Raw genomic sequence first — 26,614 nt, 5'->3', positions numbered from 1 at the left:
GCTTATGAATAATCTAAAATTCCGATTTAATTATTTAAAAGTCTGATGCACATGGGGGTTGATCGTGATAGACTAGGAGAAATCGGGTGTGTTCCCGATTTTTTTATGCGGATTTGTTCCGCGCTGACAGAATTTAGGTTTACAACATGCCCATTTCAGAGACATGGTTATTACCTGATGGTGTAGCTGATGTATTACCAGAGCAAGCGCAAGTTATTGAAACTTTGCGTCGTACCGCGTTAGATTTCCTCGCAGCTCGAGGTTATCAATTGGTGTACACGCCATTTATTGAATACATCGAATCTCTATCTTCTCTTTCAGAATCGAATCAAGATTTAGACTTAGCCACATTTAAAGTAATTGATCAACTTTCAGGTCGTTTACTTGGTGTGCGTGCAGATATGACGCCTCAGGTGGCGCGTATTGATGCACACGTGTATCCAGTTGAAGGTGTTGCACGCTATTGCTACGCTGGAACGGTACTTCATACCAAACCACAAGGTTTCAATACCACACGTGCGCCTTTACAGCTCGGTGCTGAGTTGTTTGGTTCAGACAGTATCGATGCTGACGTCGAAATGATCGATGTCATGTTGGAATTATTAAAAAATACAGGTGTAACTGAGGCGATCCATTTAGATATTGGACACGTTGGTCTATTCCGTAGCTTAGTTAAACATGCAGGATTGAACAAAGCTACAGAGTCGCATCTATCTGATTTATATCAGCGTAAAGCATTACCAGAGCTTGCTGAATATACGCAACAACTTAAATTCGGCTCTGATTTTTATGCGCTTGGTCGTTATGCAAGTGATTTAGTCGCTTTAAAATCACATTTAAGCCAAGAAATCTTAGAAGATTCGGCATTCCAAGAAGCATTTAATGCAGTTCAAAGCACACAAGATGCGATTCAGCAACGTTGGCCAAATCTGCATATTGGTATCGATGTTGTAGAGCTTCGTTCATATCACTATCACACTGGCTTAATGTATGCAGTGTATGCACCAAATCGTGCTGCACCATTAGCTCAAGGTGGACGTTATGATGGTATTGGTGAGCATTTTGGTCGTGCACGTCCAGCAACTGGCTTTTCATGTGACTTATACGCTTTAAGCGCTGGTCAATTTAAAGCATTGGAAGTGATCGTTGCACCTAAGGGAAATAATGCTGACCTAGTCAAAGCAATTCAAGGATTACGTGATCAAGGCAAAAGCGTTGTGCAGTTGCTTGGTCAAGATGAGTTGAATTCAGTACCTAACGCGACTCACCAGTTGGTGAATCAAGCGGGTGAGTGGAAACTCGAACAGATTTAATCACCTGATTTGAATACTAAATTTCAAATCATGTTCTTCAATTTTAACAGCATGATGCAATGAGGCTATTATGGGCAAGAATGTTGTGGTACTTGGTACCCAATGGGGCGACGAAGGTAAAGGTAAAATCGTTGACCTGCTCACAGATCAAGCGGCTGCAGTTGTTCGCTATCAAGGTGGACACAATGCAGGTCATACTCTCGTCGTAGGTGGTAAGAAAACTGTTTTACACCTCATTCCATCTGGTATTTTACGTGAAAACGTACTTTGCTTAATTGGTAACGGTGTAGTGCTTTCTCCTGAAGCGTTAATCAAAGAGATGACGATTCTTGAAGAGCAAGGTGTGCCAGTTAAAGAACGTTTACGTATTTCTCCAAACTGTCCATTAATTTTGCCAAACCATATTGCATTAGACCAAGCACGTGAGAAAAAACGTGGGAATGCCAAGATTGGTACAACAGGTCGTGGTATTGGTCCAGCGTATGAGGATAAAGTTGCACGTCGTGCGGTTCGTGTCGCTGATTTAGTGCGTGGTGGTGATCATCTTAAAGCATTGCTTGAAGAGTTACTTGAATACCATAACTTCCAATTAACACAATTCTACGGTGTAGAAGCGGTTAAGCTTGAAGACGTGCTTGCGTTATGTGATCAATGGCGTGAAGTTGTTGCTCCACTGGTTGTTGATGTTACTGGCGAATTGCATAAATATCGTAAGAACGGTGACAACATCATGTTTGAAGGTGCTCAAGGCTCACTTCTTGATGTTGACCATGGTACTTATCCATACGTAACATCTTCAAATACGACTGCTGGTGGTGTGAGTTCTGGTTCTGGTCTTGGTCCATTACACCTTGACTATGTATTGGGTATTACCAAAGCTTATACAACTCGCGTAGGTGCAGGTCCATTCCCAACTGAGTTGGTTTATGATGCTGCAAACGATGTTGGTGATGCAATTGGTAAGCACCTTGGTACTGTAGGTTCAGAATTTGGCGCATCTACTGGTCGCCAACGTCGCTGTGGTTGGTTCGATGCTGAAATCCTTCGTCGTTCAGTAGAAGTGAACTCACTTTCGGGTATTTGCTTGACTAAACTTGACGTTCTTGATGGTTTAGAAGAAATCAAAATCTGTGTGGGTTATGAAGCTGCAGATTCGGGCTGCGTAGGTTCTTCTGATGCACTTGCATTTGAAACTTTAAAACCAATTTACGAAACAATGCCTGGTTGGACTGAGTCTACTTTTGGTGCTAAATCTTTAGACCAATTGCCAGAAGCAGCAATCAACTATATTAAGCGACTTGAACAGTTAATCGAATGTCCAATCGACATCGTATCAACTGGTCCAGACCGTGATGAAACGATTATTCTTCGTCACCCGTTTGAAGCTTAATTAAAAGTTTTAAAAAAGCCCTGTGGTATCACAGGGCTTTTTTGGATCTAAACAACGACCAAAGTTGTATAAAAATTGGCTGTGCTGAATCTTAGAGATTGTTAAAATCGAATGTATAAAATAATAGAGTGTGCAGGATGCATAAGAATATTTCTGGAACAATGTTTTATTCATTGTTATTTGCAATGGGGGGGGCACCCACGATTGCGATGATGATAATTCGATCTCAAACAGTAGCCGAAGATGTGGTCTACCAAGTCTTTATTGGGCTGTCGATTATGATCGCTTGCATATTGGTCCCTATTATTTTAATTCAGAACACCTATTTATTTTTTAAACGTAAAGATGAGAAGCTTGAAACTCGTTTAAAACCGTGGAGTCAAACCTATCTCGTGCTTAATATTTTTTGTTTGGTCTTTTGGATCAGCTATCAATTTGTTTACTAAATTACATAACAAATAAAAAAGTGAAGAAAAATGAGATATTAAGCGTAGTTGAGTTTGTCTATAATTATGAACAAGTACTTTCAAGTAGATTGGAACATTATAATGAAGAACAAATTATTGCTCGGTCTTACAGCATCTGCGGTAATCTCGATTTCAGGGTGTACAACATTTGCGGATATGGCGGGTGCGGACTCAGCGACATTAAATGCAGCTGCTGCACAAAGTTACTCGCAAGCCATTGATACAGCTCGCAGCAAGGGCTTATTGGATACAAGCTCAAATACCTATAAGCGTATTACGAATGTATACAATCGTTTGCGTCCATATGCTGATCAAATGAATCAAACGGGTCAGCCATTCCAATGGCAGGTATCTGTAATTAAATCAAGTGAATTAAATGCTTCTGTCATGCCGGGTGGTAAAGTTGTTTTTTATACAGGTATTGTGGAACGTTTAAATTTAACAGATGCTGAAATTGCGGCCATCATGGGACATGAAATGATCCATGCTTTGGAAGAGCATGCAAAAAGTAAATTGGGTGCTCAAGCTTTAACTGACTTGGCTTTAGGTGTTGGTTTAAGTGCAGCTGGGGTAGGTCAAGGTGGCGCAGCAGTTGCACAAATTGGTTCTCAACTGGGTGTAGGGTTGCCTTATTCACGTAACTTGGAGAGCCGTGCTGATCAGGGTGGATTAATGTTAATGGCTCGAGCTGGTTATAACCCACAAGCAGCGATTACATTATGGGAGAAAATGGCTAAAGCAAGTAATGGTGGCAATGCATCTTTCTTATCAACACACCCTTCAAATGCTCAACGAATTGAGGCGATGCGTAAAAACTTACCTGCAGCTCAAGCGATTTATAACCAAAGTCGCCGTTAAAAGAATAAAGCTAAAAAAGGATGCGTTAGCATCCTTTTTTTATATTCACCACTTAGTAAATTGTTATCACAGTATGGCGTTGATTCAAATGTATTGAAATCGAATTTATTAGACACTTAAGGTGCTGGATTTGGCTGTTGTTTATGGATGATCTCAATTTCCTGAAGTATTTCTTCTGACAATGACACATTAAAAGCATCAATATTTTCTTTGAGTTGATTTAAATCGGTTGCACCAATGATTGTGCTGGTCACGAAGAACTGCTGCTTAATGAAAGCTAACGCCAATTGCGTTAATGTCAGTCCATGTTTTTCTGCTAAGAGGGCGTATTGTTCAGTTGCCCATTCACTTTCAGGATTACTATAACGCACAAATCTAGAGTATAAGGTGACTCTGGCATTTGCAGGTCTCGCACCATGTCTAAATTTTCCTGTTAAATAGCCAAAAGCGAGCGGTGAATAGGCCAGTAAACCGATGCCTTCAAATTTAGCAATCTCCGACATGCCGATTTCATAGGTACGATTTAATAAGTTATAGGGGTTTTGTACAGAAACAAATTTAGACAGCCCTAACTTTTCAGCTAAATGTAGAAATTTCATGGTTCCCCATGGTGTCTCATTGGAGAGTCCGATATAACGAATTCTACCTCTATTAATTTCCGCTTGAAGGGCAGATAAGGTTTCCTCGAGTGGTGTGATATCTAGTGTACTGTGAGCATGGTGATTGGTATAACCCAATTGACCAAACATATTGGTTGGGCGTTGAGGCCAATGCAGCTGATAAAGATCAATATAGTCAGTTTTTAAGCGTCTAAGATTTGAGTCTAAGGCTGAGCTGATGTCGCTGGCAGTATAGCGAGTTGTGCCGCCTCTAATATTGCTACCACCTTGGCCTGGACCTGCAATTTTTGAAGCAAGAAAAAGTTGATCACGTTGGCCGCGCTGCTGAATCCAATTGCCGATAATTTCTTCCGTCGCGCCTTGAGTTTCGACTTTAGGTGGTACTGGGTACATCTCTGCAGTATCCCAAAAATTTAACCCCCGCTCGAGTGCATATTCCAGTTGTTGGAAAGCCTCGGACTGGCTATTTTGCTCACCAAAGGTCATTGTTCCTAAACAAATTTCGGGAACGTGTATATCTGTTTGCCCAAGTCGATTAAATTTCATGCTCAACATCCTTGCTGTATTTTTTAAGTTGATATATTGAAATCATACCTAATCTAAGATTCAAAACGTATGTCAAATAAATTCGAAAGTTTTCAGAAAAAAGGCAATAAAAAAGCAAATCGTCAGATTTGCTTTTTTGAATGTAGATCAGATGAAAATTTATTCATCATCATTGTTGTCAAAGTCTTCTTCAACAGAATTTACTGCTTCTAATGATGAATCAAAAATTAAGATAGCTTTACCATCAGTTTCAATCATGCCTTGTTCTTCAAGTGTTTTAAGAACACGACCAACCATTTCACGTGAACAACCTACAATACGACCAATTTCTTGACGAGTAATACGAATTTGGCGTCCATTTGGAAGAATCATTGCTTCAGGTTGAGCTGACAAGTCGATTAAACAACGTGCAATACGACCCGATACATCTATAAATGCTAGGTCAGTTACTTTTCGAGTTGTATTTTTTAAGCGACGAACGAGCTGTGCGAACACCGCATAGCTAAGATCTGGATACTGCTTACTTACTTCATGGAAGTTAGCATATGAAATTTCAGCAATCTCACATACATCACGTGTACGTACTTCTGCAGTACGTTGAGGATTACTTTCAAATAATCCCATCTCTCCAAAAAAGTCCCCTGGGTTTAAATAGGCTACCACAATTTCACGTTCATCATCTTCACGTAAAATAATTGAAACCGACCCTTTTAAAATTAGATACAGAGATTTCGACTCTGAGCCCGCATCAATAATTGAAGTTCGTTTTGGAAATCTATTGATGTGCGCACGCTTGAGCAAAGCTTTGACAGATTCAGGTAATTGACCTGGCGACAAAGCATCTGTACTAAGTTGTGAAAAATTAGAAGTCATGCTTTTTAAATTCCGATTTGGATAGTAACTAGATCTTTAGACCTAAATAAACTTGCCACGTGAAGCATAAGAGGTGAAATTCCTTATCAGCTCAATATATGCTAGTGTACAGTCCTAAGTAAATTTATAGTTTTTTTTAGGTAGTTGCAATGCATACTAGCGTACATTGGTTAGAGAATGTTGCTTTTGAAGCAAAATCTGAAAGCGGTCACCAAATTATCATGGATGGTGCTGAAGCTTACGGTGGTGAAAACCGTGGTCCACGTCCGATGGAACTCATTTTAATGGGGCTTGGTGGGTGTGCTTCGTTTGATATTGTGACCATATTAAAAAAATCTAGACAAGATGTGATGGGTGTTCAATGTCAGTTGGAGGCTGAGAGGGCAGACACAATTCCTGCGGTTTTCACGAAGATACATTTGCATTTTTTGGTTACAGGAAAAGCAATTAAAGAAAAGCAAGTCGCTAAAGCTGTTGAGCTATCTGCAGAAAAATATTGCTCAGCAAGTAAAATGCTTTCAGATGGCGGTGTTGAAATTACACATGATTTTGAAATCATTGAAGCTGAAGCTTGATTTTATCGAGTTGAAAAAAGCAACCTTAAGGTTGCTTTTTTTATGTAAAGTCATTAAATCAATTTTACTCTTGTACCCATGGCAGATTGTGAAAGCGCCAACCATTATAAGTACCACGATGGGAGTTAGGGTCTAAATCACCTTCAAAACCTTGATCAATATTGTATACGTTCGTGAAACCAGCGTTATACGCCACACTCGCTGCTGCTGCAGAGCGCTTTCCACTACGGCACATGAGCAAAATGATGTCATATGCATTAACAAAAGATTGTAACTTCTCTAAAAACTCAGGGTTACGTTCAAGTGAGATGCCTGTGAGCCAAGGAATATGTTCTGAATGTTCGACATAACCTACGAATTTTCGCTCTTCATGTGTTCTGACATCAATAATGATCGCTTGTTGGGATTGGAACAAAAGCCACGCATCTTGGGGTTTTAAAGAGCCTGCAAAGAGGAGTGTATGATCTTCTACATTTTTTTTTGCTTCAGATAAAATAAATTTAATTTTATCTTGATGGACTTTATTTTCTGAGAGATTTATAAAATGATTCATGTAAGTATGCCTGAATGATTAAATCATCCGTTTATGGAAAACGGTGATTATTATAAGTTTTATCTATATTCTTTAAATAAATATAAAATTAATTGTTTATCTTATAAATTCATATTGAATGATTTTGCACAACATGTACCGATTAGGTCGATATAAGTTCGGCGTACTCCTATGTGATGATTTGAGAACAATAATGACCGTTTACTGAGAATATATTTTCTTTGTCATATGTAGTGAATAGTAGATAAATATCATAATCACCATGAAAAAATTGTGAAGGGGTATTGAAAAATGTATGAGCAGCACAAATATTATAATTATAATCTATCTTTATTTTTTAAATAATTGAAATTTAAGAAAATAATTAAAAAACCGACTTGAAATATGACGCTTCTCACCCATTAACTAAGCAAGTACCAAATTTGTTGTGAGGAAAATAATAATGCGTTTTGAAAAATTTACAAATCGCTTACAGCAAGCCTTATCTGATGCGCAATCTTTAGCAATGGGCAAGGATCATACAGCGATTGAAGGCATCCATATACTATCGACACTGCTTGAAGAGCCATCAAATATGAGTTTGTTGCAGCAGGCAGGGGCGAATTTACGAGAATTGAGCACAAAGTTGCAACAGGCGCTTGCTGATGCACCAACACTTGCCCATCCAACTGGGGATATCAATCTCAGTCCAGATGCGGTTAAAGCGCTTAACTTGGCAGATAGTTATGCACAAAAATCGGGTGATGAGTTTCTTTCAACAGATTGGGTGTTACTTGGTTTAGCAGAAACAGGTGCAACCAAAACTATTTTAAATGCGGTTGGTGTTCAATCCGCAGGTTTAAAAGCTGCGATAACTAAAGTTCGAGGTGATGAAAAAGTCATGAGTAACAATCATGAAGATCAACGTGATTCATTAAACAAATACACCATTGATCTCACTGAGCGAGCACTTTCTGGCAAGCTTGATCCAGTGATTGGGCGAGATGATGAAATTCGTCGAACAGTCCAAGTTTTATCACGCCGTACAAAAAATAATCCTGTTTTGATTGGTGAACCGGGTGTTGGTAAAACTGCCATTGTTGAGGGTTTAGCACAGCGTATCGTCAATGGAGAAGTGCCTGAAAGTTTAAAAAATAAACGTGTCTTATCACTTGATCTTGGATCGCTTTTAGCTGGTGCAAAATATCGTGGTGAATTTGAAGAGCGCTTAAAAGCAGTATTAAAAGATCTTGCTAAACATGATGGTGAAATTATTCTGTTTATCGATGAGTTGCACACTCTAGTCGGTGCAGGTAAAGGCGACGGTGCAATGGATGCAGGTAACATGTTGAAGCCTGCTTTAGCACGTGGAGAATTACGTTGTGTAGGTGCTACAACATTAGATGAATATCGACAATTCATTGAAAAAGATGCAGCACTTGAACGTCGTTTCCAAAAAGTATTGGTTGATGAGCCTAGTGTTGAAGACACGATTGCGATTTTACGTGGATTAAAAGAGCGCTATGAAGTACATCATGGTGTTAAAATCTTAGATTCTGCCATCATTGCTGCAGCTAAAATGTCACATCGATACATTACAGATCGTCAACTACCAGATAAAGCGATTGATCTAATTGATGAGGCAGCATCTCGAATTAAGATGGAGCTTGATTCAAAACCTGAGTCTCTAGATAAATTAGAGCGTCGTCTTATTCAATTAAAATTACAGCTTGAGGCTGTAAAAAAAGATGAAGATGCAGGAAGTAAAGCTGAAGTTTCACACTTAGAAAAACAAATTGCTGAAGTGGAGAAGGAATACAGCGATCTTGAAGAAGTGTGGATTTCTGAAAAGCGTTTAGTGCAAGGCGATCAACAAACTCAGGCTGAGCTTGATCAAGCACGTATTGCGATGCAAAAGGCACAACGTGAAAATGATCTAGCTGAAATGGCACGACTTCAATATGGAGTAATTCCTGATTTGGAGAAACGACTCAGTGAAGAAGCATCTGAAGAGAAAGTTGAACCTAAATTATTGCGTAATAAAGTGACGGACAATGAAATTGCCGAAGTTGTAAGTGCAGCTACAGGAATTCCTGTAGCAAAAATGCTACAGGGTGAGCGTGAAAAATTACTCAGTATGGAAACATTTTTACATAACCGCGTCGTAGGCCAAGATGAAGCGGTAGTTGCAGTTTCTAATGCTGTACGACGCTCACGTGCTGGACTTTCAGATCCAAATCGCCCAAGTGGTTCATTCTTATTTTTAGGTCCAACAGGTGTCGGTAAAACTGAGTTAACTAAAGCTTTAGCAAACTTCTTATTTGACAGTGACGATGCCATGATCCGTATCGATATGTCTGAATTTATGGAGAAACATTCTGTTAGTCGTTTGGTGGGAGCACCTCCTGGTTATGTTGGTTATGAAGAGGGTGGTGTGCTAAATGAAGCAGTACGCCGTAAGCCTTATAGCGTGGTGTTATTTGATGAAGTAGAGAAGGCTCATCCAGATGTATTTAATATTCTGCTTCAGGTACTTGACGATGGTCGCTTGACTGATTCGCAAGGGCGTGTGGTGGATTTTAAAAATACCGTGATCGTCATGACTTCAAACTTAGGTTCAAATGAAGTGCGCGAATTAGGTGACATGGCGACGGAACAAGATGTACGCAGTGTTGTGATGGCTGCTGTTTCTGAGCATTTTAGACCAGAGTTTATTAACCGAATTGATGAGCTTGTAATCTTCCATGCACTGAAAAAATCGCAGATTCGAGGTATCGCGGATATTCAGTTAGATCGCTTACGTGCTCGTTTGGCTGATCGTGATTTAAGTTTGACTGTAGATGACACTGCTTTCGATGAATTAATTGAGGCAGGATATGACCCAATCTATGGGGCTCGACCACTCAAACGTGCTATTCAACAAAAGGTTGAAAATACATTGGCTCAAAAAATCTTGGCGGGAGAATTTTTGCCAGGAGATACAATTGTTATACAAAGCACTGATGGAAATTTGAGTTTTAGTAAACTTAAATTAAATTAGAATTTAATAAACAAACTTAGAAAACCTGAATTCGTTCAGGTTTTTTTTCATTTAAGTGATTTAAAAATAATAAATTTATTTTTTAATAAAATTGCTACTCAAATCTATTAAGTATAAGATTGCACTCAATATTTTTGTGAATAAATGTTTAATTTGTTTATTGATTCACAAAAGGAATTCATTGTTTAGCTTAATGGGATCAATATGCTAGAATTAAAACGACTCCGAAAATTAAAAAAAGAACCTTATAGTGAGTTTGTTAAGGTAAAAGATTTAAAACCCCGTGATATTGAAAAGATGTTCAATATTTACAGTAACTATTATTCAAATACAGTCTTTGAAATTTTTGAAAGAGACCTTCTGGAAAAGACTGGTGTGTTTATCATTCGAGAACCCAAAAAAGATTTTTTAGTGGGTTTCTCAACTGTAATGGAGCGAAATTTTACCGTGAATGGTAAAACTGCCCATGCTTTTTTTAGTGGTGATACCATTATTGAGGAGGCGTATTGGGGTAGTCGAGCATTACAACGTGCGATGTTTCGTTATGTAATGACCTTCAAATTACGTCATACGGGTGTACCGATCTATTGGATGCTGATCTCAAAGGGCTTTAAGACCTACTTACTTCTTGCAAATAATTATTATCACTATTATCCAAATCCAGAAAATAAAGATGAATATTTAAAAGATTATGTTGAAGCGTATTGTCGTGAGTATTTTGCAGAATACTATGATGATGAATCAAAGCTGATTGATTTTGGAGAAAACTATCAGTGTCTGAAACCTGATGTGGCTCCAATAACAGAAGAAATGCGCCAGAAAAATCGTAAAATTGAGTTTTTTGAGGAATGCAATCCATCTTGGGTTCAAGGTACTGAATTACCGTGTATTGGTGAGCTGCGTTGGGTTGATATTTTGCAAACAGCGGTAAGGTTTGTGAAAAAATCATCGCTCAAAAAAAATAAGTCGAATCTGAATAAAGATAAATTATCTAAATCGGCTCAAACCAAAGATCAAGATCAAGATTCTAAGGTGGCCTAATGTCTGTGATATTTGCAGCTCATCAAGTTTTAAATTTGGCCTGTAAAAAATCATTTAAAGACTTTTATCAATACGCTGATCAATTGGAAAAAGTTCAGCGTGATAAATTAAAAGTTATATGTGATGATCCAAAGATGGAATATGAGTCGTTTGCTCAACATTTTCCAGTAACACGTTATGCTGATTGGAAGCAGAAAGTTGAAGCATCACGTAATCAAGGCGTAAATTTACTTAATAAAAGTAAAATTATTCGATTCCAGCCTACAAGTGGTTCAAGTGAAGCACTCAAATTTATTCCATATACCCAACAATTTTTAGGTGAAATAGATCAGGCGATTGGTTTATGGCTAACGAGTTTATATCGTCGTTATCCTGAACTAAAACGTACAACACACTATTGGTCTGTATCTTGGTTGCCTGAAAGCCAGCGTCAACTGACGACCACTCATAATTTAAATGATGATAGTGCCTTACTTTCTTTTTCAAAACGAATTTTAACTCAAATTACACAAGCAGTCCCTGCGGACATTGCTTTGGCAGAAACTGCTGAAGATGCGATGTTCGCTACGGCTGTGTATTTAGTCAGAGATGAAAATCTCGGCATGATTTCAGTGTGGAGCCCAACTTTTGCACTGCAACTGATCGAAATTATCCAAGAAAATAAGAGTGAAATCGTTGAGGTTTTATCGACTGGTCAGTGGAGTCGTCAAAGTTTAGATTTTTTAAAAATCAAAAAATCAATAAAACGTAGCCAGATTCTAGAACGATTAGATTTGGAAGATCCGACTTGTTGGAAAAAATTGTGGCCAAAGCTATTTTTAATTTCATCTTGGGATACCGCAAGCGCACAGCACTGGGCACAAATTTTAAAAACCAAAATTAAGGGTGTAAGTTTTGAAGGTAAAGGGCTTTGGGCCACTGAAGGCGTAGTGACTATACCTTTAGATGATCATTATCCCTTGATGTATCAAGCTCATTTTTATGAGTTTCAAGATTTAGATACTCAGCAAATTTACCCTGCTTGGCAGCTTAAACCAGGTCAAATCGTGAGTCCGATTATTACGACAGGGTCTGGCCTAAAACGCTACATTATTGATGATGAATTATTGGTTGATTCTTTTTATCAGGGCATTCCGTGCTTTAAATTTCTTGGTCGAAAGATGACAGTTGATTTGGTCGGAGAAAAGATTGATCAATCTGTTGCTTTGAGTGTGATCGATACATTTAAACAAAACGGTTTTTTACCCATTAGTTTACTCGGTATAGAACAGACCGAATCGAAACCTTATTATGTTTTGCTTTCTGAGGGTAGTGTGAGTGGGCAGCCGTCCGATCAACAGTTAGATCAATTGCTAAAACAAAATTTTCACTATGAGTTGGCACGTAATTTAGGGCAATTAGATGAAGCACGCGTGATGCATGTGGAAGATGCATGGCATGAATATAAGACAATCGCAATGCGCAATGGCATGATTGAGGGGAATATCAAGCCAGAACCGTTGAAGAAAATGAAATTTATTTAAGAATTTAAAAATGACAGAGCAAAATTTACTATATCGATCAAAAATCTCGCCTGAATTTTATCTACGTTATGCTGCGGAGCAAGATGATCCTCAATTGATTGAGCTGATTTCTGAAAGTATGCCGAGTAACGGTATGGTGATTTCATTTGAGCGGAAACCGAGTTATTTTCGGGCTACACATGCACAATATAATAAGCCTGAAATTTTGGTTGTCGTACATCAAGATCAGCCTGATCAAATTATTGCCATGATGAACATCGGTTGGAAATCGTATTGGATCAATGGCGTCACTGAACAATTACGGTATGTATCAGATTTACGAATCAAACTTACAGCTCGGGGTAAAAAAGCGTTTAATGTATTTATGGAATACATTTTTGAATGTTTCCCTCGTGAAATTATCTTCCAGAGTGTGATTTTAGAAGATAATAAAGTAGCTCGTAATATGATGCATCGTGAAAGAGAAGGATATGCTTTACCTTATATCTTTGATTCGATGACCACTTTTACCATTTCTAAGGTGCCTAAGTTTAAGCAGTCTGCTGAACTTCGCCTTGAAACAATGACCATATATAAGATTGATGCGGTCAATGGTTTTATACAAGAAATGGCTTCCCATTATAATTTTTTACCTGATTATGACTTTAGACAGTTATTGGAAGCTAATCATCCTTTTTGGTATGGGCTGAGATTAGAAGACTTTCATTTAGTGCTCAATTCAGATCATAAAATCGTAGGTTTATTTGGTTTGTGGGATCAAAAAGATTTCAAACAAACTAAAGTGGCGAGTTATTCTACAACGTTAAAACTGTTAAAACCTGTCTATAACACTTATGCTCGAATTACTGGACAGTTAACGCTTCCCGAAGAAGGGCAATCCTTTGATTATCTCATGACGCATAGTTTCCTCTGTGATCCAAGTGCGTTAGACGTACTAAAGTTTATGCTGACCAAAGTAAATACATTGGTGAAAGCTCAGGGTAAAACATCATTTTGTGTGACTGTGGTTGAGAATGACCCACGTAAGCAAGTTCTAGAGCAGTGTTCATCACATAAAATGAAAGCAGTTCACACGCTTCATAGTTATGAAAGTAAACCCTATGACGTGATTGATCGTTCTAAATACTCTTACTTTGAAGTGAGTCGTATTTAAGAATATGGTGCGTTCATCGGAATGCGAGTGAACGCACTTGATTAGCTGTAATTAATAAATATATAAATAAAATTACAATAATAATTCTCGAGATAAAAAATGGAATTCATAAGTGTTACTTTTCGACGGTCAATTTTAATTTCTTGCATGCTGATGTGTGGTTTCCAATGGGCAACTGCACAGCAATTAGATGAATCTGAACTCATCGAACAGCAAGTGATTGATCAGAATTTGAATGAAAATTTAGTGCAAGAATTAAAAAAAGAAGTATCACAGAGCGCTGAGGTACAAATACAAAATCAACAACATTTGGCTCAGACTCAAGCAGAAGAATTTAATCAGAAGCAATTGGTTTCAAATGCAGTTTTTGATTTTGAATTGAGCAAAAAAGCAGATCCTGAGCAGATTAGCAAAACCATTAAACCACTGACGTATTATCCTTATGATACGCTACCACGTACTGTCTATGTTTCAACAGATCCAACCATTATTGTGACAAAGGAATATTCACCTTCAAAAAATTTAAGAAAATAAAAAAGGGCAAACGAATTGCCCTGTTTTTATTGGTCAAGCTCTCTAATCATTAGGCTTGAAGGTGTCTAATTTTCCATGAACGATGAATTTTAGTATTACGTTTAAAGTCTAGACCAATTGTTTCATGGGTGAGTTCTTCAATGTCATAAAACGCTTTGATTTCGTCGTCTAATTCGAAACCACGATAGTTATTTGAGAAATACAGCGTACCACCAGTGGTTAAACGATTCATTGCACGTTTAATCAGGGATAAGTGATCACGTTGAACGTCAAACGTACCATGGAATTTTTTAGAGTTCGAGAACGTTGGCGGATCGATAAAGATTAAGTCATATTGTTCATGACCTTCTTTTAACCATTCAAAACAATCGCTGGCAAAGAACTGGTGTTGTTGGTCAGCATGATCAACCGTTAAACCATTTAAGACAAAGTTTTCTTTAGACCAGTTCAAATAGGTATTTGAAAGGTCGACACTGGTCGTGCTCGCAGCACCACCTAACGCAGCATGTAAACTTGCAGTTGAGGTATAACTGTATAGATTAAGGAAATGTTTACCTTTCGCTTCAGCAGCGATGCGTAAGCGAATTTGGCGATGGTCGAGGAAAAGGCCAGTATCCAAATAATCTGTGAGGTTAACCAAAATTTTCGCTTTGCCTTCTTGAACGATAAAGCGTTTAGAGGCAGTACTTTGTTTAGTGTATTGGTTTTTACCTTCCTGACGAGCACGAGTCTTGATAAAAATGGCATCACGGCCCAAACCTGTGACAGCACGGATTGCTTGTAAAGCAAGATTAAAACGTTTTTTCGCTTTTTCAGGATCGATTGATTTTGGTGGGGCATATTCTTGAACATGCAGTCGGTCACCATATAGATCTACAGCGACATTGAAGTCTGGTAAATCAGCATCGTAAATTCGTAAACAATAGATATTTTCTTTCACTGCCCATTTTTTCAAATTCTGCATATTCTTTTGCAGACGATTTGTAAAATCTTCGGCACCTTCAATTTTATCGAATTGAAGTGGTTGCCAATTGGCTAAGAAAGGTTGTGTCACAACAGGTGGCTTAATCTTACCTGAGCGAATGTAAATAGGCAGCTTACCATTCATTAAGCGAAGCGTTTGAGTTTCGCTGAATGCCAACACGTCTGCTTGTTCAATTTGAGCTGCAATAACTGCGGCAGTTTGGTTGGCAAAGTTCTTTTGAAGTAAGCCAGATAGACCAAGATAGAATGAACGGCTAGAGCCTTTATCACCAAGACGCTCACCATAAGGTGGGTTAGTGACAACGACCACAGATTTACCTTCTGCCTTAAAATCTGGCCAATCAGAAAGGGTGCGCTCTTCTATTTGAATTTGATCTAGCAATGCCTCAAATCCTGCAGCGCGGATATTATTTTTGGTTGCTTTTACTGCTTCCCAATCTGCGTCAAAGGCATAGAATTTTGGAAGCGGTTTTTCTAAGGCAACTTTGTGACGTTCCGCAGCTTCACCTTTAATTTGCATCCAAAGATCATGATCATGACCATTCCAGCCATTAAAGCCGAAACGACGAACCAAACCAGGAGCACGGTCAGTTAACATCATCAAAGCTTCAATAATGAATGTTCCTGAACCACACATTGGATCAAGAACAATATCTGGATTCTTTTCAATTAATTTTGCATGTTGAAGGATGGCTGCAGCCAAGTTTTCTTTGATGGGTGCATCAGTCATATAGTGGCGATAGCCACGTTTATGCAATGAATCACCAGACAAATCTAAACAAAAAGTATGTTCTTTCTTACCAGCCAAAGCATAAATGGTAATTTCTGGTTGTTTGATATCGATGCTTGGACGTTTACCGACAGCCTCCATGAAGGAATCTACGATACCGTCTTTTACACGTAATGTGGCGAATTGGCTATTGACCTTGATCTCACGTTCAACATGTAAACGCACAGCAAATGTACTTTGAGGTGCAAAAATAAGCGACCAGTCAAAACTATTTGCACCTTCGTAGAGTTCTTCAGCTACATCGCGTGCATCGTGAGTAAATTCAACTTCAAACGTATGAATAGGCGTCAAAACACGTGATGCAAGACGAGACCACATACAAATGCGGTAGGCATCAGCCAATTGACCTTTGAAAACCAATCGCCCAGGGAAACGTTCAACGTTTTGTACTCCTAAACCTTCAATTTCTTCTTGAAGTAAGGTTTCAAGCCCATCTGCACAGGTAACCCAATATGTAGAAAGACGAGGTTTAGAATTCATGAACATTCCCAAAGACAAATAAAGCAATCGCATATTTTAACTTATTTTTGATTTTAAAACTGCTTTAATGCGTTGATCCAACCATTTTAAAAATAATTTAAATTTAAAAGATTGATTGAAACTGGTTGATATAGCCCCATAAAACTAAAAAACACTAAAAGATAAAAAAATATGCTGGCTTTAATTTTCTCTATGTTTACCTTTTCATTATCGATGTCTATCTCTCCTGGACCTGTTAATTTAACTATTCTCAGTAGCAGTATGAACTTTGGTGTTCGAAAAACTTTTGCTTTTATTTCAGGTGCTACCATTGGATTTACTGCTTTACTTGCAGCAGTTTGCTTTGGTCTATATCAGATTATTTTATTGTATCCGGTTCTTTTGGATGCTATTGCGCTGTTAGGAACGGCTCTATTGGTTTGGATTGGCTGGAATATTTTAAGTGCTAAAGACGAGAAAATTAAAACGGATCAACAAGATCTAGAGAAAATTCCAAATTTTACGCAAGGTGCTTTAATGCAGTGGCTGAATCCAAAAGCTTGGATTGCCGCTGTTTCAGGTACAGCTCTATTTTCAGCTTCAGAGAATAGTGTTTATTTAGCGCTTTTTGTTTTGATTTATTTTATGGTCTGCTATGTCTCTTTATGGCTTTGGGGATATGCAGGGGAAAAATTGGCTCAGTTTCTTAATGTGGGAAATCGAGCAAGAATTTTGAATAGGGTGATGGGAAGTCTTTTAATCGTGATTGCTATACAGATGTGTCTCACTCATTTTTTAACATATCCATAAAACTATGAGTGGATCATTTATTAAAAATTTCTATTTTTATAATCTAACTCACTATTTCAGGGAAATTTGATTGAACAGATGTATCAAAATAAAGATAAACAAGATTTTATGTAGGAGTTTGGAGCCTAATTTTGAGGGAATTAGAAGATTTCAATGGGATGCTTTTGGTTAAATTAAGTTTTTGAAAAATTTTATGAAACATCATAAGTCGTGATTAAGTTAGATATTGATCAGCTGCAGTGTGGGTCACTGCCAAATCATTTTAGAATCTGTATAATACGTTGACTTAACGTATAAGGAATCTCTCATGCACTTCGCTGCATTGCATACACCGAGCCAGATTCAACTCAACCAAGATGGGAATCTCAAACACTTCCTCACCATCGAAGGCCTTTCAAAAGAAACTCTTACAAAAATATTGGACACTGCACAGTCCTTTTTTAATGACCAAAATCAGCTCATTACCAATAATATGCTTGAAGGCAAAACGGTAATGAACCTGTTTTTCGAAAATTCGACACGTACACGAACGACATTTGAAGCAGCGGCAAAACGTCTTTCTGCCAACGTGCTCAATATTGATATTGCTCGCTCAAGTACTTCTAAAGGCGAAACACTGAGAGATACACTGTGGAATTTAGAAGCAATGGCGGCTGATATCTTTGTGGTTCGACATTCTTCATCGGGTGCTGCACATTTTATTGCGAAGGATGTTTGTCCAACTGTTGCGATTATCAACGCGGGTGATGGACGTCATGCGCATCCAACACAAGCAATGTTGGATATGCTTACGATTCGCCGTGAAACCAATAAAAAATTTGAAGATATTTCCATTGCAATCATTGGGGATATTAAACATTCACGAGTTGCACGTTCTGATGTGGCTGCATTGCAAACATTAGGTTGTAAAGATATTCGTGTGATTGCGCCGAATACGTTACTTCCTTATGGCTTCGATGAATATGGTGAAGGTGTTCGCCTATTTAACAATATGGAAGCTGGGATTAAGGATTGTGATGTCATCATTACTTTACGTATTCAAAATGAACGTATCGATTCACCTGCATTATCTTCACAAGCTGAATTTTACAAAATGTATGGTTTGAACAAAGAGCGTTTGGCTTTGGCCAAACCTGATTGTATCGTGATGCATCCAGGGCCGATGAATCGTGGTGTTGAGATTGATTCAAGTATTGCAGATGGTCCTCAATCAGTGATTTTGAATCAGGTGACCAATGGTATTGCGGTGCGTATGGCAGTTCTCGCGCTGGCGATGCAGGGTCAGTTACAAGAACAAGGTTTAATTGAAGCAGTTGCGGTATAAGGAATCAGTCATGTCTATTGTTAAAGTCGAAAATGTACGCGTCCTAGATCCAATTGCTCAAACTGATCAAATACAAACTATTTTTATTCAAGATGGAAAACGCATCGAAGCGACTTCAGATGTGCATGAAAGCATCGATGGGCAAGGCAAATGGTTGATGCCAACGATGGTTGATTTGTGTGCACGTTTACGAGAGCCAGGTCAACAACAACATGGAACGTTGAAATCTGAAGGTAAAGCAGCACGTGAAAATGGCATTTTACATGTATTTACCCCACCAGATTCAAAACCTATCGTTCAGGACAATGGTGCTTTAATTCATGGTCTTGTTGAAAAGGCAATGTTAGATGGCGGGATTTACCTTGAAGTGATAGGTGCACAAACACAAGGGCTTCAAGGAAATCAACCAGCCAACATGGCAGGTTTAAAAAAGGGTGGTTGTACTGCTGTATCAAATGCAAATGCACCTTTTGCGAATGACGATGTGGTGCTTCGTACGCTTGAATATGCTGCAGGTTTGAATTTAACTGTCGTATTCTATGCTGAAGAGCCTCAAATTGCGAAAGATGGCTGTGTGCATGAAGGCTTTATTGCTTCACGCCAAGGTTTACCAATGATTCCTGCTTTGGCAGAAACGGTCGCGATCGCAAAATATCTATTAATGATAGAGGCGACAAAAGTCCGCGCACACTTCGGATTACTGTCTTGTGGTGCTTCGGTTGAGTTAATACGTATCGCGAAGGAAAAAGGATTGCCAGTCACGTGTGATGTTGCAATGCATCAGTTACATCTTACGGAATCTTTAATTGATGGATTCAATTCCTTGGCACATGTACGTCCACCTTTGCGTTCAGAGTCTGATAAAGAGTTACTTCGTCAGGGAGTGAAATCTGGAGTAATTGACGCGATTTGTACGCATCATGAACCACTCAGTAGTTCTGCAAAAATGGCACCTTTTGCAGAGACTTTGCCAGGTTTTACTGCTTTTGATTCATATGTTCCTTTTGGAATCAAATTGATTGAAGAAGGTTTATTTAGTCCATTAGAGTGGGTTGAAAAAGTAACGAGTGCGCCAGCTGCTGTTGCACAAATGACTGAGACATGGAAAGCACAGGCTGGATGGGTGCTGGTTGATCCAGATTTGGAATGGACACTTGATAAATCTTCTATTATTTCTCAAGGTAAAAATACACCGTTGATTAATCAAAAAGTCAAAGGTAAGGTAATTCGTACTTTCATAAAATAATGTGAATTCAATCATTTAAAGGTCGATTAATATCGGCCTTTTTTATTTTGGATGATTGAATAATTCATGATTCAGTATATTTTATGAAGATCTGTATTTTTTAATAAAATTTAACTGAGAGCTTTAATAAGAATCAAAACAAAACCAATGAGGTTTGGTATCAAGAGCTTGAGTTTGATTGGGGGAGTAGCATGAAACTTCGGATGAAAACATTGACCACATTGTGCATGGTTGGTGCATTGTCAGGATGCCAACAAGTGTATTCAATCATGTATGCTTTTAATCGTTGTGATCAACCTGAAGTGCAATTAAAACTCGAACAAGTCATCCATAAAGACATCGCGAATATCTCAGCGACTCAACTCAAAAGTATTATAGAAAATGATCAAGTTATTATAGATGGTCAACTCTTACAGCGTAGTTTGAAACCAGTTCAATTTAAAATTGAAAACATTGATAAAATAAAGAAAATGAGATCCTCTGATCAGACGATGTGTACAGCAAGAGTCACTGCTGAACTACCATCAAATTATCTGACGGATGCTGATGTATCGCGCGCATTAAATCGAGAGTCAAATGTTTTAGAATCAGCTGCACTTTCTCAATTAAACTTTGAGAACAATCAGATTTCTACTGAGTTAAATTATAGTGTACGAATTTCAGAGCATGAAGTAACTGTACAATTGGTGAATGCACTACATTTCACCAGTTTTATGCAAAAAGTTCTAATAGATGCCCATTTAAAACCATCACGTTTGACGGCTTTAGTGTTAGATCGTCAAAAGAAACAAGCACTTTTAAATCAGCAAAATAAAACATCAGATGATTATCAATCCATTCTTATTGCTGAAGCACAACTTAAATTAGATCAAGCCAATGAAGATCTAAATTCTGTATGGAGTAGAGCTTCACTTCAAGCACGCCAAAAAATACAATACGAGCAAGAACTGTGGGCAAAAAAGCGTAATTTAGAATGTAAATTAAATAGTGAAGGCGCCGATAATCCTGAAGTTTTTCGATTGAATTGCGAAACAAATATGGCGATTAGTCGAACATCTGAATTACAGCAAAAAATTTTCACTCTAAGTTAGGCATTGATTAAACAGGGTTGTTGAGCGTTAGCTTTTACGCATCAAATTTTAAAAAAATAAAAATGTGATGGAGTTGTTGTTTTTTATTTGATTAAATATGTCAAAATTATAAATATGCGGTATAAAAAATGACGTATAAGATTAAATTGGCTTTGATTATCTCTACCATCTTCGTTGCAGGTTGTGATCTGAATAAGAAAAGCAAAGACACCTCACAGAATGTAGAAATTGCTGATTGGAGTTGTACTTCTCCTACGAATGTCAAAGAAATTGAACGCTTTGTGCAACAGGAATATAACAACATTTTAGATCGTCGTTTAAAAGCAACACATCAGTATGAGTCAGATTTAAAATTACTTTCCCAAATCAACTCATCGCTTAGATTTGAACTAAAGTCGATTACAACAATGAATGATCCTTCAAATGCAACAAACAAACTGACGTGTTCAAGCCAGTTAGTTATCCACCTGCCGAAGGGGCTTCAACGTCGTGCTGAAAATGCATACCTTGAAAAACCTTGCGAATACGAATGTGAACATGACGAAGGTAGTTATACGCTCCAACATTGGATTAATGATGTTCATGGCAATATCAGTTATGGGCAAGATAAGCTCACAGGCACTTTGAATTATGAGATTACCAAGACGGATAAAGAAGGTTTAATGCTGAGTGTGCAACCTGATAATGCATTGTTAGATATTGCTGCAAGTATGACGAGATATGCTGTTCAATTTGAAGCATTTCGTAAAGCAAATCAGAATGAATCAAAAGCTTACGAAGAGTATGAGGCTGTTCAACAAAAACAAAAGGCCTTGGCACTCAAAGCTATGCAATTGAGAAAATCTGATTTAGATAAAGAGCAAGCAAGAGCTGTCGAGCGACTTAATTTAACTTGGGATAATTTGAGCGGCGAACAAAAAGAGCAGCTAAAGAGCGATCAAACTGAATGGTTCGAACGTCGTGACGTGGACTGTAAAGTGGTCTCTCAAAAGTCAATTGAAAGTATCCCAGAAAAAGAACGCGAAACTTATCAGCAACATTATCAATATTGGGACAATGAAATGAATCAAATGAATGTTGAGATGCAATATTCTAAATGTTTCATTCAAAAGACCAATGAGAGAATTGTGTACCTAAACAATGTGTTTAATTAATTCATTACAATATAGCAAAAGGGCGAATTGATTCGCTCTTTTTTTATCGGCATGCTTAGGTATACAGAATATATGTGGAAGCGATATGCGTATTAGTGTGATTGGAGCAGGGCGCGTAGCTCATCATTTGGCTCAGGTATTGAGTCAGCATCATGAGATTGTCCAAGTGTTTAGTCGAGAGCAATCTAAAGCCAATTTGTTGGCGGCTTTAGTAAGAGCTAGACCATGCAATGCAATTGAAGCTCTCGAAGACACTGTTGATATTGCATTATTGGTGGTGAGTGATAAGGCAATTGAAGAAGTTGCTGAAAAAGTTGCAAAACAGCTTACTCAGGCTTTAATTGTACATACGTCTGGCAGTACCCATATCTCTAAAATCACGCAATATCATGAGCGTGCAGGTGTGTTCTATCCACTACAAACCTTTAGCTTTGAAAGTCAAATTGATTGGTTGAGTACGCCAATATTTGTTGAAGCGATGAGCGACCAGGATTTAGCATCCTTGACTCACATGGCAAAAGAGTTGAGTCAAAAGGTTTATCAATATGACTCAACACAGCGCTTGAGTTTGCATTTAGCAGCTGTCTTCGCGTGTAACTTTACCAACTACTGCTATGACGTCGCTAAGCAGCTCGTAGATGCACAAAAAGTCGATTTTAATTTATTGTACCCATTGATTTTGGAAACTGCGAAAAAAGCGACTTTAAATCCCCCAAAACAGGTGCAAACTGGTCCAGCGATGCGTGGTGATCAAAACATTATCCATATGCATCAAGAGATGCTTGCGCAGGCTGGACGTACGGATTTAAGCCAAGTGTATAGTGTGGTGAGTGATCAAATTTATAAAAGACAATCAGAATAAAAAACAGGACTTAAGTCCTGTTTTTTTATTATTGAATCTTTTTAAATAAGAAGTCGTTAATTTTATGGCCTTCTTCAATTCCACGACGTTCAAACTTAGTTTGAGGACGCCAGTCAGGACGAGGATAACTGTTACCTTTACCCGCCATATTTTCTAAACGAGGGCGGTTATCTAATACATCTAACATCCATTCTGCATAGGGTTCCCAATCGGTTGCAGCATGGAATGTTCCACCCATTTCAAGTTTTTCTTCAACTAAAGGCATACGATCGTGTGAGACAAAGCGACGTTTATGGTGACGTTTTTTCTGCCAAGGATCGGGGAAATAAAGTTGAATTGCATTGATACTGTTATCTGGCATTTCACGCAAAACTTGAATTGCATCCGCATCAAGTAAACGTAAGTTTGTCAAACCAGCCAGACCCGCTTCATATACACATTGTGCAATGCCGGGAACATGTACTTCGATGCCGACATAATTGCGTTCAGGATTGGCTTTTGCCATAAGTACAAGAGAGCGCCCCATACCGAAACCGATTTCAACCGTCAATGGACGTTCAGGATGCTCAAATTGCTGACGTAAATCACCAACAGGATATTCCAAAATTAAGTGACCATATTGTTCAAGCGCAGTTCGTTGAGAAGTATTCAACGGAGATGAACGGCGCATAAATGTGACAATTTCGCGATGCTCGTTCAAGTTGTCTAATTCTACAACTTGCGGGTCTAATTGATCGTTCGACATAACTTTGGCAAATGAGAAAAAATTCGAATGCGGTATTTTAAGACCTGAGACTCCTAAGTCAAACCTTTTTATACCTGAAAGCGCTACGTAGCTATTAATGATTTGTCGATCTATTCATGAACTTTTTCAAAATGTCATGAATTGTTCATCTACTTGTCATGCCTGTACACTATGCTTGGAAAATAATATGAACAATGAATAAGACTTAGAATGAATAAAATAACGCTAAATAAATGGGTGTTCAATAAACTCACATTATCTTTATGTTTGATCGGATTTAGTTCAACGCCGTATGCTGAACTCATGATCAGCCAGTATGTGGATGGTAATAATAACAAGAAAGGTATTGAACTATATAATCCAGATGGAGGTGTTATTGATTTATCCGCGTATCAATTAAAAATATTTCCGAATGGTCTAACCACCGCGAATTTGACGATTAAGCTGCAAGGAACTTTAACAGCTCAGCAGCACTTTTTAATTGGACATTCAAATTTAAAAACTGAATTGGGTGAAGCAGTTCAGCAAACTGCTAACCTATCATTTAATGGCGATGATGCAATTGTTCTCTATAAAAACAATGTGGCTGTCGACCGTTTTGGTGCGATTGGAATACAGCAAAACTGGGCAACCGGTTTAAGCTTTGAACGTACAAAGAAAACACATGATGTCGTTTCGATAGATCCATCTGCACCCTTTGAAATTCAAAAAGAGTGGGCTAAATGGTCGGATCGCAATGCTTTTAACCAGTATTTAGCGATTAGTACAAATGAACCAATAGAGCCATCTCCGACGACTCTAAGTTGTAACTCTGCGAATACACCTATCGCTGAACTCTCACAAGCAGCTAAGAATCAAAACTATACTGTGAAGGGGGTGATTACTGCGGATTATCGTTATGCGAATGGATTCTCAGGTTTCTATATCCAAACCCCTGATGCCAAAGCAAAACCCGATCTAACTAACGCGATTTTTGTATATGCTCCTGCTTCAAGTCCTATAAAAGGAGGAAAAGTCGGAGAAGAAGTCGTTCTTAAAGGTCGATTAACTGAATATCAAAATCAGTTACAGATTGATAATTTATCCGAAAATATTTTAACTTGTAATCAAGCGGCAAGCGCTTGGATAACGCCATTATCAATCGAGTTACCATTTGAGAGTTTAACTAACGCTTCAGGGCATGCGCCAAAGCGTTATCAAGGTATGTTGGTTAAAATACCTCAAACATTAACGGTAAGTGAAAATTACAATTATGGTCGCTACGGACAACTGTCATTAAGTCTAGGACGTTTGTTTATGCCGACCAATATTTATCCAGCTAAATCAGCAGAAGCAACGGCATTGGCGCAAAAAAATCTTTTGTCCAAAATTGAACTTGATGATGGATATAATGCACAAAATTTAACGCCTACATTGCCAAGTCAGTTTAGTGCTTTAAATACCCTACGTGCAGGTGATCAGTTAAATGCTGTTGAGGGTATTCTAGAATATCGATTTAATTCTTGGCGTATTCAACCTGTACAAGGTCGTACTCAAATCCAAATTAAAGCCAATAACCCGCGGCCACCAATGATTCAGAAAAATTCAAACCAAACCCGTGTCGTGGCTTTCAATGTTTTGAACTATGATAATGGTTTAAATGGTTTTCCAACTGAGCGAGGTGCTAGCAGCAAAGCTGAGTTTGAGAAGCAACATACCAAAATAGTCAGTGCAATGAAAGAAATCGATGCTGATGTATTTGGTTTAATGGAAATTGCGAATAATGGTTATGGTGAAAATAGTGCGATTGCATATTTAACACGAGCACTTGGATCGGAGTGGAAATATATCACTCCGCCAAATTCAAATCGATTAGGTGATGATGCGATTGCTGTTGCGATTATTTACAACAGTAAGCGTGTAAAACCTGTTAACGCTGCTGCAGTGTTTGATGACCAGTCACAAAGAAATCGAGTGACCCTTGCTCAAAGTTTTCAACCAGTGAGTGGCGGTAAAATCTTTACGGTTATTCCGAATCATTTGAAGTCTAAAGGAAGTTGTCCTTCAAATGATCAATCTGCTGATGCGGATCAAGGTGATGGTCAGGGGTGTTGGAATGCGACACGAGTTAAAGCGGTACAACAACTCATGCAGTGGATTGCAAAGAATCCAATGCAAATTACAGGTCATCCGAATACGCTCTTGATTGGAGATTTAAACAGTTATGCAAAAGAAGATCCTATCTTGGCTTTAGAGCGTGCTAATTATACGAATGTACTGGCGGACAAAGTTGTAGGGCTCGGCGAACAGGCGTATACCTATGTATTTGGTGTCGACAGTAACAAAGCTGGATTTGGTGGAGCCGGTAATTTGGATCATGCTTTAGCTGATGCTTCGTTATTTCCTGCGGTTAAGCGTGCATTTGTATGGCACATCAACGCTGATGAGCCAACGAATCTAGATTATAACGAAGAATTTAAGACTACAGAGCAGAAGTCGCTCTTTTATGCTGATCATGCATTTAGATCATCTGATCATGATCCAGTGATTGTCGACTTAGAGCTCAACAGCTCAACAAATGCTGAGCAGCCACAGCGTGACACTAAGTCAGGTGGTGGTTCGTTGAACTGGCTATCCATTTTAGGATTAAGCCTGTTAGCCTTGGTTGGTTGGAGACGCAGAAACTATTCCTAAAACTTAGCAGT

General features: G+C 38.4%; 22 protein-coding genes. 17 read left to right on the top strand and 5 right to left on the bottom strand.

Annotation, left to right across the window (positions count from 1 at the left end):
* The first annotated feature begins 146 nt into the window (after positions 1-146).
* The 4 genes from AC1M85_RS09440 to AC1M85_RS09425 all read left to right on the top strand — a co-directional run bounded on the left by AC1M85_RS09440 (position 147) and on the right by AC1M85_RS09425 (position 4,028).
* Positions 147-1,313 carry an ATP phosphoribosyltransferase regulatory subunit gene (locus AC1M85_RS09440; protein ID WP_179998348.1) on the top strand — a complete coding sequence of 389 codons (1,167 nt, stop codon included), beginning with the start codon at positions 147-149 and terminating at the stop codon, positions 1,311-1,313.
* Between the two features lie 70 nt (positions 1,314-1,383).
* A complete protein-coding gene (locus AC1M85_RS09435; RefSeq protein ID WP_035265875.1) occupies positions 1,384-2,703 on the top strand; it encodes an adenylosuccinate synthase in 1,320 nt (439 codons plus the stop codon).
* Between the two features lie 137 nt (positions 2,704-2,840).
* A complete protein-coding gene (locus AC1M85_RS09430; protein WP_180027584.1) occupies positions 2,841-3,149 on the top strand; it encodes a hypothetical protein in 309 nt (102 codons plus the stop codon).
* Between the two features lie 102 nt (positions 3,150-3,251).
* A complete protein-coding gene (locus tag AC1M85_RS09425) occupies positions 3,252-4,028 on the top strand; it encodes a M48 family metallopeptidase (protein WP_035265878.1) in 777 nt (258 codons plus the stop codon).
* 116 nt (positions 4,029-4,144) lie between these two features.
* Here the strand turns inward: AC1M85_RS09425 and AC1M85_RS09420 are convergent, their stop codons facing one another.
* Entirely contained in the window at positions 4,145-5,194 is a 1,050-nt protein-coding gene (locus AC1M85_RS09420) for an NADP(H)-dependent aldo-keto reductase (RefSeq protein ID WP_180027586.1), read from the bottom strand.
* A gap of 159 nt (positions 5,195-5,353) precedes the next feature.
* Positions 5,354-6,067 (bottom strand): cAMP-activated global transcriptional regulator CRP, encoded by a 714-nt coding sequence (crp, locus tag AC1M85_RS09415; protein WP_035265881.1) that lies wholly within the window; start codon positions 6,065-6,067, stop codon positions 5,354-5,356.
* Positions 6,068-6,216: 149 nt separating this feature from the next.
* Between crp and AC1M85_RS09410 the strand changes: the two genes are divergently transcribed.
* A complete protein-coding gene (locus AC1M85_RS09410; RefSeq protein WP_488212951.1) occupies positions 6,217-6,642 on the top strand; it encodes an OsmC family protein in 426 nt (141 codons plus the stop codon).
* A gap of 64 nt (positions 6,643-6,706) precedes the next feature.
* Here AC1M85_RS09410 and AC1M85_RS09405 read toward each other — a convergent pair whose 3' ends face one another.
* The gene (locus tag AC1M85_RS09405; RefSeq protein WP_035265884.1) at positions 6,707-7,195 is read right to left on the bottom strand and encodes a rhodanese-like domain-containing protein; all 489 of its coding nucleotides are present in this window, start codon (positions 7,193-7,195) and stop codon (positions 6,707-6,709) included.
* A 442-nt stretch (positions 7,196-7,637) separates the two neighbouring features.
* Between AC1M85_RS09405 and clpB the strand changes: the two genes are divergently transcribed.
* The 5 genes from clpB (at position 7,638) to AC1M85_RS09380 (ending at position 14,465) form a co-directional block, all read left to right on the top strand.
* Entirely contained in the window at positions 7,638-10,214 is a 2,577-nt protein-coding gene (gene clpB / locus AC1M85_RS09400) for an ATP-dependent chaperone ClpB (RefSeq protein ID WP_488212950.1), read from the top strand.
* A gap of 204 nt (positions 10,215-10,418) precedes the next feature.
* A complete protein-coding gene (locus AC1M85_RS09395) occupies positions 10,419-11,255 on the top strand; it encodes a hypothetical protein (RefSeq protein ID WP_481588431.1) in 837 nt (278 codons plus the stop codon).
* Complete coding sequence (locus tag AC1M85_RS09390) at positions 11,255-12,778, top strand: GH3 family acyl-acid amido synthetase (RefSeq protein ID WP_488212949.1); 1,524 nt, start codon at positions 11,255-11,257, stop codon at positions 12,776-12,778. The genes AC1M85_RS09395 and AC1M85_RS09390 overlap by 1 nt, the downstream gene beginning before the upstream one ends.
* Positions 12,779-12,788: 10 nt before the next feature.
* Entirely contained in the window at positions 12,789-13,931 is a 1,143-nt protein-coding gene (locus AC1M85_RS09385; protein WP_488212948.1) for a GNAT family N-acetyltransferase, read from the top strand.
* 99 nt (positions 13,932-14,030) lie between these two features.
* Positions 14,031-14,465, top strand: coding sequence for a hypothetical protein (locus tag AC1M85_RS09380; protein ID WP_488212947.1), 435 nt, complete (start codon positions 14,031-14,033; stop codon positions 14,463-14,465).
* A 49-nt stretch (positions 14,466-14,514) separates the two neighbouring features.
* On the opposite strand, the gene rlmKL is transcribed toward AC1M85_RS09380, so the two are convergent.
* On the bottom strand, positions 14,515-16,719 hold the full coding sequence (gene rlmKL, locus AC1M85_RS09375; RefSeq protein WP_481589786.1) for a bifunctional 23S rRNA (guanine(2069)-N(7))-methyltransferase RlmK/23S rRNA (guanine(2445)-N(2))-methyltransferase RlmL: 2,205 nt from the start codon (positions 16,717-16,719) through the stop codon (positions 14,515-14,517).
* 171 nt (positions 16,720-16,890) lie between these two features.
* On the opposite strand from rlmKL, the gene AC1M85_RS09370 reads away from it, so the two are divergent.
* The 6 genes from AC1M85_RS09370 to AC1M85_RS09345 all read left to right on the top strand — a co-directional run bounded on the left by AC1M85_RS09370 (position 16,891) and on the right by AC1M85_RS09345 (position 23,185).
* Entirely contained in the window at positions 16,891-17,508 is a 618-nt protein-coding gene (locus AC1M85_RS09370) for a LysE family translocator (RefSeq protein ID WP_481612475.1), read from the top strand.
* Between the two features lie 307 nt (positions 17,509-17,815).
* The gene (locus AC1M85_RS09365) at positions 17,816-18,832 is read left to right on the top strand and encodes an aspartate carbamoyltransferase catalytic subunit (protein ID WP_092766128.1); all 1,017 of its coding nucleotides are present in this window, start codon (positions 17,816-17,818) and stop codon (positions 18,830-18,832) included.
* A gap of 10 nt (positions 18,833-18,842) precedes the next feature.
* Positions 18,843-20,078, top strand: a complete 1,236-nt coding sequence (locus AC1M85_RS09360; RefSeq protein ID WP_481586674.1) for a dihydroorotase — start codon at positions 18,843-18,845, stop codon at positions 20,076-20,078.
* 191 nt (positions 20,079-20,269) lie between these two features.
* Positions 20,270-21,169: a lysozyme inhibitor LprI family protein gene (locus AC1M85_RS09355; protein WP_481589789.1), complete on the top strand. Its 900-nt coding sequence runs from the start codon at positions 20,270-20,272 to the stop codon at positions 21,167-21,169.
* A 128-nt stretch (positions 21,170-21,297) separates the two neighbouring features.
* Positions 21,298-22,323: a lysozyme inhibitor LprI family protein gene (locus tag AC1M85_RS09350; protein WP_488212946.1), complete on the top strand. Its 1,026-nt coding sequence runs from the start codon at positions 21,298-21,300 to the stop codon at positions 22,321-22,323.
* 85 nt (positions 22,324-22,408) lie between these two features.
* Positions 22,409-23,185 carry a Rossmann-like and DUF2520 domain-containing protein gene (locus AC1M85_RS09345; protein WP_488212945.1) on the top strand — a complete coding sequence of 259 codons (777 nt, stop codon included), beginning with the start codon at positions 22,409-22,411 and terminating at the stop codon, positions 23,183-23,185.
* A 28-nt stretch (positions 23,186-23,213) separates the two neighbouring features.
* Here AC1M85_RS09345 and trmB read toward each other — a convergent pair whose 3' ends face one another.
* A complete protein-coding gene (trmB, locus tag AC1M85_RS09340) occupies positions 23,214-23,930 on the bottom strand; it encodes a tRNA (guanosine(46)-N7)-methyltransferase TrmB (RefSeq protein WP_481612479.1) in 717 nt (238 codons plus the stop codon).
* Between the two features lie 210 nt (positions 23,931-24,140).
* On the opposite strand from trmB, the gene AC1M85_RS09335 reads away from it, so the two are divergent.
* Entirely contained in the window at positions 24,141-26,603 is a 2,463-nt protein-coding gene (locus AC1M85_RS09335) for an ExeM/NucH family extracellular endonuclease (protein WP_488212944.1), read from the top strand.
* Positions 26,604-26,614 lie beyond the last annotated feature (11 nt).

It is taken from the genome of Acinetobacter sp. 24-47-64 (assembly GCF_057737055.1).
The sequence above is the reverse complement of the archived record's forward strand: the minus strand, read 5'-3'. Positions and strand labels throughout refer to the sequence as shown.